The sequence below is a fragment of the Clostridium sp. genome (genome assembly GCF_021443865.1).
Taxonomy (GTDB): Bacteria; Bacillota; Clostridia; order Clostridiales; family Clostridiaceae; genus Clostridium.
Genome location: NZ_JABUTB010000008.1, coordinates 3,538 through 11,394 on the forward strand (window position 1 = coordinate 3,538; position 7,857 = coordinate 11,394).

Genomic DNA, 7,857 nt, shown 5'->3' on the forward strand with positions numbered 1-7,857 from the left:
TCCAAATAATAAAAATAAAACAAATGCAAGTGGTATTAAGTGCCTAACTGATGCAGGTTTATTATGCTTTTGAATAACTCTAACCTTCCAAAAACCATATTGATAGTATTGTCTCCATAACTTTTTAAAATCACCTCTACTGTAATATGTTGATTTTATTTTAGGATTTAATAATATCTTTTTACCACTCTTTTGCACTCTAAAATTTAATTCATCATCTTGATTTCTAACTAGCTCTTCATCAAATAATCCAATATCAATAATAAACTTTCTATCATAGGCTCCAAATCCTACTGTATCTACAAAAGCTTCTTTTTCTGAATATCTAAACAAGGCATTTCCTACCCCAAATGGGCAACTCATAGCCTCTGCTATAGCTTCTCCTTTAATACTGTCATTAACTGTAGTTATTACCCCTCCAGCACAACCTATTTCCTTATTTGCTAGAGCTAGAACATTTTCCTTTACAAAATCTTTATCAGCATATGCATGGGCTCCAAATATAATAATTATATCTGATTTACTTTTCTTAATACCAAGATTCATTCCAGCAGGTGCTGTAAATTTCTTATTATCTATTAGAACAATATTATCATGTTCCTTTGACATTTCATTTATTATATTTCTAGTGTTATCTGTTGACATTCCGTCTGCTATAATTATCTCTATTAATTCTTTAGGATAACTTTGATTCAAAAAAGAATCTATACATTGTCTTATATAATTTTCTTCATTCCTACAAGGAATAATAATTGAAACTGTTTTATTCACAACTACAACTCCCAACTATTTAATATGTTAAATACATCTCTTAATTATATCATAATCATAAATTTAAACAATCTATAGGATTTTATATTTATTTTACAAAAAATTAAATATGATTCCATTGAAGAAATTGTGACATTATGTTAATATATTTAAGTATTATTGAGCATTTTATTAAAAAATTATATATTTTTTTAATAAATATTGAATATGGTTATAGTTACGGAGGAAAAATAATGAAGAAAAGTACAAAAGATTCTATTATAGTTGGTTTTGCTCTATTTTCAATGTTTTTTGGGGCAGGGAACTTAATATTTCCTGCATTCTTAGGGAATGCAATAGGAGATCAATACCTTTTAGGTATTATAGGTTTTATATTGACTGGAGTAGGGCTACCTCTCTTAGCAATAATAGCTTGTTCTAAAGGGGATGGAAGCTTTAAGTCTATTGTAAATAGAGTAGGTCCAAAATTTGCTATTACTTTTACTGCTATATTATTTATAGCAATTGGTCCTATGCTTGCAATTCCTAGAACTGCTGCAACTACTTTTGAATTAACAATAAGTCCATTTTTCAGTGGTGTATCTCCTTTTATTGCAATGACTATATATTTCCTAATTAATTTATATTTTGTTTTAGGAAAAACTTCAATAATTGATGCTATTGGAAAATACTTAACACCATCACTAATGATAATATTATTTATTTTAATAGTTAAAGGATTAGTTATGCCTATTGGCAATGTTGTAGAAACTAATGCAATTAATGTTTTCCCTCATTCTTTATTAGAGGGATATCAAACAATGGATGCTATAGCTGCCCTTTTATTTGCAGGAATGATAACAAATTCTATAAAAGATAAGGGCTATAAAGATAAAGAAATGCCTACAATGATTATGAAATCAAGTTTAGTTGCTATACTAGGACTTGCTTTTGTATATGGCGGCTTAACTTACATAGGAGCTCAAACAATTGGACTAGCTTCACCTGAAATAAGTAAAACTAGTTTATTAATATTAATTTCTAAAAGTATTTTAGGAAATATTGGCCCAGTTATTATAGGAATAGCAATGGGACTAGCTTGTTTAACTACTTCTATAGGGTTAATAACTTCTGGTGCAAACTTCTTTGAAAGAATTTCTAATGGTAGGTTTTCCTTTAAGCTTAATGCAATACTAATATCCATTGTAAGCTTAGGCATCGCTACTCTTGGTGTTGATAATATAATAGTTTTATCAGTTCCAATTTTAAATATACTTTATCCTGTTTCAATTACACTTATAGTAACTACTCTTTTATCTAAATATATTAACAACGATAAAGCAATTAAAGTTGGTGTTTATACATCATTGATATTTGGTATTTTATTTTCTATTCCTGGAATAAACTTAAACTTTATTCCTTTAGCTGAATTGGGATTTGGTTGGTTTATACCAACAGTACTTTCTATAATACTTAGCTATATTATATTTACAATTATAGATAACCAAGATCAAGAACCAGAATTTGAGTAGTATTGAATAGATAATAGTTAAGAGTGAAAAGTTATGGAAGATTGGTTATAAATAGAAGTACATAATAATACTACTTAATTACAATTATTTTTATAGATAGATTTTACTTAAGTTTATGTTATACATATGTTTAGGCTATTATATTAGTCTTTAAACTATTATTCTAACTTTTAATTACATATAAGCAAGTAAAAAGGATGCCAATAAAGCATCCTTTAATATTACTTTAAATTATAAACTTTAAATAAAGCCTAAGCAAACTATAAACCATTTAATTTGCACATTTAAGTTCATTTTTTACTTCTATTCTAACTACCTTTAATTCTATCTTTTAATAGTATACATCCTTCTTTACTTTTTTAAAGTTTCTAAATATATAATATGTTACTAAACTTACTACAATTATTATTATAACTTTTAAAAGTGCCAGTTCATAAACTCCTAAGCTGTGTTTAAAATATATCTCATCTATTATGGAACTTATATATGGTGCAGTCAATACTCCACCTAATGTAGTTACAACAAATTTTGCTATTTTTTTAGGAAAACTTAAAATTATTCCCTCATTCATATTTTCCACTAACATTCTATTAGTTAATATTTTTGAAAGAAAAATTAGTGAAATTCCTATAATTATAAAAACAATTGACGTAGATATAATCTGCAAATCTGTTACAGCATTCCCTATAGTCATAAATCCTATATATTCATATAATCCATTATAAACATATCTTAGCCCTCTCCATTCACCATAGGAATAATAACTAAGCAATGAATCGAAGTTTATTAATAAGAAAATTGAGTATATAAAAGAAATAACAGTTGCTGCAATTAAATAATAAAGGTTTGCAAAAATACTATCTAATACTGCTACAACACCTATTATTATAATTGATAAACTAATTATTCTTATAACATCTAAAAGCACCATTTTATAAAAATTAGCTATGTAAACTACAATATCTTGATACTGAATATAATTTTTAATAATTATAAATAAATACATTCCAACAAATATAAGAACTGAAATTATTACTATAATAAGCTCTCTTTTTCTAATATCCAATCTTGAAAATGGCCCTGCTAAAAAAGTAGACCACTTTTTTCTTTTAAAAATTCCAACTGTTATAATATATACAATTCCAATATAAGCAATTAATAGTAATACTCCCTCAGCAGAAAAAATAAATTTCTTATCTGTTTGATTATACAAATAATAGCTTATTCCAGTACTAAAGTAATTATTAGTTAATATTAAAAGCAGTATAAAGGTTGATATATATACCATACTTAGTGAAAGAAAGATATTAGCATCTCCTTGATAAAATAAATTATTATTTAAATACTTCTTCATTGCTAACCTTCCCTTCTATCTTATTTATGAATACCTCTTCTAAACTTAAGTCTATTTCTTCTATAAATAAGGGATTAAACTTATTAACATATTCTATAAATTTATCTTCATTATCTTCTATTACTATTGTAAATACCCTTCCAACTTGAGAAATATTAAATATTCCCGGGAAATATAAGTCTTCTTCATATACAGGCATATCAAAGGCAATTTGTATCTTCTTAATATTTTTCTTAATATTATCTAAGGTATTATGATACTCAACCTTTCCTTCATTTAATATTAATACATCATCGCAAATTCTCTCTAGCTCTGTTAAGTTATGTGAACTAATAATAACAGATTTATTACCACTTGATACTTCTTCCATTATTATCTTTAGAACCTTTTCCTTTAATATTGGATCTAACCCTGAAGTTGGTTCATCTAAAACCAATAATTCAGCATTTAAAGAAAAAGCTATCATTAAATTTACCCTCATCTTCATACCTTTAGATAATTGTAAAAATCTTTTATTAAGAGGAATCTTAAATATCTTATTTATACTATAAAATCTTTCTTCATCAAAATCAGCATATAACCCTTTATAAAACTTAACTATTTCCCTTAATGTAATTAAATAAAAGCTACTATGTTCATCTGGAACGAAGGATATTTTCTTCTTAACACATGGATTATCATATATTTCTTCACCATCATAAAGTGCTACTCCAGATGTTCCCTTATAAATACCAACAATGGCTTTTATTAAAGAAGTTTTACCTACCCCACTAGGCCCTACTATTCCTAATACCTTTCCCTTCTCTAAGGAAAAATTTATATTATCTAATATATCAAACTCTCCATAACTAAAAGAGTAATCTTTTAACTCCAACATTATACTTCACCCCTTATATGCCTATATTCATTACTTAATAATGAAATTAAATCCTTTTCTCCTAATCCTAAATAATTTGCTTCTAAAATAATTTTCTTAAAGTCAGAAATTATATTATCTAACTTTTCCTTGGAAATAATTGTACTATAATCTGTAGCTATAAAAGTGCCTTTTCCTCTTATGACTTCAACTATATTCTCCTTTTCAAGCTCAATATAAGCCTTACTAACAGTATTAGGATTAATAGTTAAGGCTGTAGATAACTCCCTAACTGAAGGTAATTTATCTCCTGCCTTAAAGACCCCTTTAAGTATAAGTTCCTTAACTCGAAATATAACTTGCTCATAAATTGGAGTACTAAGTCTAGCATCTATTTTTAACATAACCTCACCTCAACTTTAGGCTACTGATAACTTACTGAATAATAATCAACTACAAATCCTTCACCTTCATCTATAACTATTAAATATACACTTAATGGTTCTCCTACTGTGCCATCAATATTATTAACAGTACCATCTTCATTAATAGAACTTTTATCAATATGACTATCATAAACACCAAAGCCATCTAATCTATATACCCTTGGATTCTCATCTCTTTTATAATTAGCTATATGCTTAAAAGAATCCTCATAACTTTCCTTTAAATAAGTAAGAGAATTATAATCTATTTCATGAATTTCATAACTATATAGTGCTGGTACTTGTCCTAATATAGATCTATATAACATAAAAGTTCCAGTATATAATCTATATCTCTTAGATATACTTTCTAAGAACTCTCTTGGTAAAATTTCATAATAACTATTCTTTTCCTTAACAGTTTCATAACTGTTTACATATCCTATAAAATTAACTATTGCCTCTTCAGGCCTTTCAAAGTTTTCTTTTTTCTCATATAACTTTTCACTATTGCCAAATGCTGATACTATAAAAAAAGCTAAAATAACAGCACTAATAGCTAAAAATGTTGATTTCTTCATACCTATTCCTCCTGAAGAATAAAATAAAAATACTAAGTGTACTAATATAAATAGCACACTTAGTATTATATGGAATTTATTGTATTTATACAATTAATATTTTCTTAATATGTATAATAGTTATATTAAATTTTTCTTAAAATTAGGATAATAATTTATCATATAAATTCAATAATTTTTTTTCTTCACTATCCCAACAGAAGTTATTAACAAAATTATCTCTATTACTTTTACCTATTTTAATAATTTCATCTCTATTATTCATATAAAACTCTATCGCTTTAGATATTTCCTTTATATCTAAAGGATTAACATATTCTCCAATATCCCCAAACAATTCTTTCCAAAATGGAAAGTCTGACAATATAACCGGTAACTCACAAGCCATATATTCTATTACTTTAGTAGGTATAGCTCTTTTATAATTAGGCGTAGGGTGTAATACACTTAATCCAACATCAGCTGATTTCACATACTTGTATAAATCTTTTGCTTTGAATTCTCCATAATAAATAGTATTCTCATAACCCTTAAGAGCTTCACACTGAAGTTTTAATTCTTCTGATTCCCATTGACCTACTAGCCATAATTTAACTTTACCATTAAATTCTTCTGTAGCTTTAATCATTTCTTTAATTCCTCTTATTTGAGTTATAGATCCTATATATAATATTATAAATTCATCCCTATCTGTTTTTTCTTCAATAGGTACGCTTTCATCAATTATATCTTTAATAGCATAGTTTTTAACACTTATAACATTCTTATTATATTTCTCAAATTCATCTTTTAATTCATCAAGTATCGTTATAATAGCACTAAAACTTTTACTTTGATATTTTTCGTATTTATTAAAAATTGAAGCTATTATCTCTTTAAACCATTTTGGGCCTAAATAACTTTTTGATAATATCTGCTTAGGAACATCTTCATGAACATCATATATTACTTTTTTACCTTTTCTAACAAGTCTCTTGCCTATAGGTATCAATTCTGGGTCATGAAAATGATAAATATCCGCATCTAATTCTAATGCCTTCTTAAAAGCTTCATTACTTTTATAAATTAATCTTTCTATTCTACCATTTCTTTTCGTAAGCGGGACTATATCAACACCATTAATTTTTTTATTCCTATCAGAAGTAATTATTAGTGAAACATCATAGCCTGCTTTTTTTATACTACTACATTGTTTAAATAATATTCTATTATCATTTTCACGATGCACAGTTGAAATATGGCATACTTTCTTTTTCATTCAACCACCTTACCCATTTATGCATATTTATGTCTCTACTTAATTATTTCATATCTGAGCTCGAAAAATTATTAAATGGGAAATTTACTGGCATTCCAGTTTTTCTTGACTTATATGCTGCTAAAATAATTGATAAAGGAACAATTGCATCTTCACCGCTTACATATGGCTTTCTATTATCATTTATAGCTTCTATAACATCTCTAAATAAAGGAGTATGTCCTTTACCATAAACACTATCTATTTTAACTTGTAAATCACTCTTTGCAGCTTCTTCATCTTCACCATCAAATCTCCAAGTCTTAAGCTCATTAACAGCAAGGCCACCTATTACTACAGTTCCCTCAGTTCCAAATATACTTAAAGTTTCTTCTAAGTTCTTTGGATATACTACTGCACTTCCTTCAACTATACCAATAGCTCCATTTTTAAATCTAATTACTATAGCTCCAAAGTCTTCTCCTTCAATTGGATTTCTAAAAGTATCAGCCTCTGCATATACTCTTTCAACTTCAGATCCTATCATCCATTGTAATAAGTCTATATTATGAATACATTGATTCATTAAAGTACCACCATCTAAATCCCAAGTACCTCTCCATGGAGCTTGCTTATAATAATTATCATCTCTTCTCCAAAGAATTCTAGCAGTTCCATTCATTATTCTTCCGAACTTATCACCTTCAACTGCTTCTCTTAGCTTTTGAACTGGCTTGTTAAATCTATTTTGATGAGCTACAGATAATTTAACATTATTTTCTTTTGCAACTTTAATCATTTCATTAGCATCATCAATTGACATAGCCATAGGCTTTTCAACTATTACATGTTTTCCTTTGTTCATGCAATAAATTGCAATTTCAGCATGATATCCACTTTCAGTGGCAATAGTTACAACATCTATATCTTCCTTTTCAAGCATTTCCTTATAGTCTTTATAGGTTCCAACCTTTATAGAAGAATCACCCATTTTTTCAACATATTCTTTAGCCTTAGCCTCAGCTAATTCTACTTTCACATCGCATGTAGCAACTAGATTAGCTAATTCCTTATTTTCACATAATCCCTCTACATGTTTATATGATATTCTTCCACAACCAA

8 protein-coding genes are annotated in these 7,857 nt (G+C 27.2%); 1 reads left to right on the forward strand and 7 read right to left on the reverse strand.

The window, feature by feature from the left end:
* Positions 1-771 (reverse strand): glycosyltransferase family 2 protein (locus HUJ77_RS02550; RefSeq protein ID WP_291707003.1); only part of this gene is annotated, 771 nt, incomplete at its 3' end.
* A 233-nt stretch (positions 772-1,004) separates the two neighbouring features.
* Between HUJ77_RS02550 and brnQ the strand changes: the two genes are divergently transcribed.
* Positions 1,005-2,282, forward strand: a complete 1,278-nt coding sequence (gene brnQ / locus HUJ77_RS02555; protein WP_291707004.1) for a branched-chain amino acid transport system II carrier protein — start codon at positions 1,005-1,007, stop codon at positions 2,280-2,282.
* A 331-nt stretch (positions 2,283-2,613) separates the two neighbouring features.
* Here the strand turns inward: brnQ and HUJ77_RS02560 are convergent, their stop codons facing one another.
* From HUJ77_RS02560 to HUJ77_RS02585, 6 genes are all read right to left on the reverse strand, one after another.
* On the reverse strand, positions 2,614-3,636 hold the full coding sequence (locus HUJ77_RS02560) for a hypothetical protein (RefSeq protein WP_291707005.1): 1,023 nt from the start codon (positions 3,634-3,636) through the stop codon (positions 2,614-2,616).
* Positions 3,617-4,513, reverse strand: coding sequence for an ABC transporter ATP-binding protein (locus tag HUJ77_RS02565; protein WP_291707006.1), 897 nt, complete (start codon positions 4,511-4,513; stop codon positions 3,617-3,619). Before HUJ77_RS02565 ends, HUJ77_RS02560 begins: the two co-directional genes overlap by 20 nt.
* On the reverse strand, positions 4,513-4,896 hold the full coding sequence (locus HUJ77_RS02570) for a GntR family transcriptional regulator (RefSeq protein WP_291707007.1): 384 nt from the start codon (positions 4,894-4,896) through the stop codon (positions 4,513-4,515). The genes HUJ77_RS02565 and HUJ77_RS02570 overlap by 1 nt, the downstream gene beginning before the upstream one ends.
* Positions 4,897-4,916: 20 nt before the next feature.
* Positions 4,917-5,498, reverse strand: a complete 582-nt coding sequence (locus HUJ77_RS02575) for a hypothetical protein (RefSeq protein ID WP_291707008.1) — start codon at positions 5,496-5,498, stop codon at positions 4,917-4,919.
* Between the two features lie 142 nt (positions 5,499-5,640).
* Complete coding sequence (locus HUJ77_RS02580) at positions 5,641-6,756, reverse strand: glycosyltransferase family 4 protein (RefSeq protein WP_291707009.1); 1,116 nt, start codon at positions 6,754-6,756, stop codon at positions 5,641-5,643.
* Between the two features lie 43 nt (positions 6,757-6,799).
* Positions 6,800-7,857 (reverse strand): Gfo/Idh/MocA family oxidoreductase (locus HUJ77_RS02585; RefSeq protein ID WP_291707010.1); only part of this gene is annotated, 1,058 nt, incomplete at its 5' end.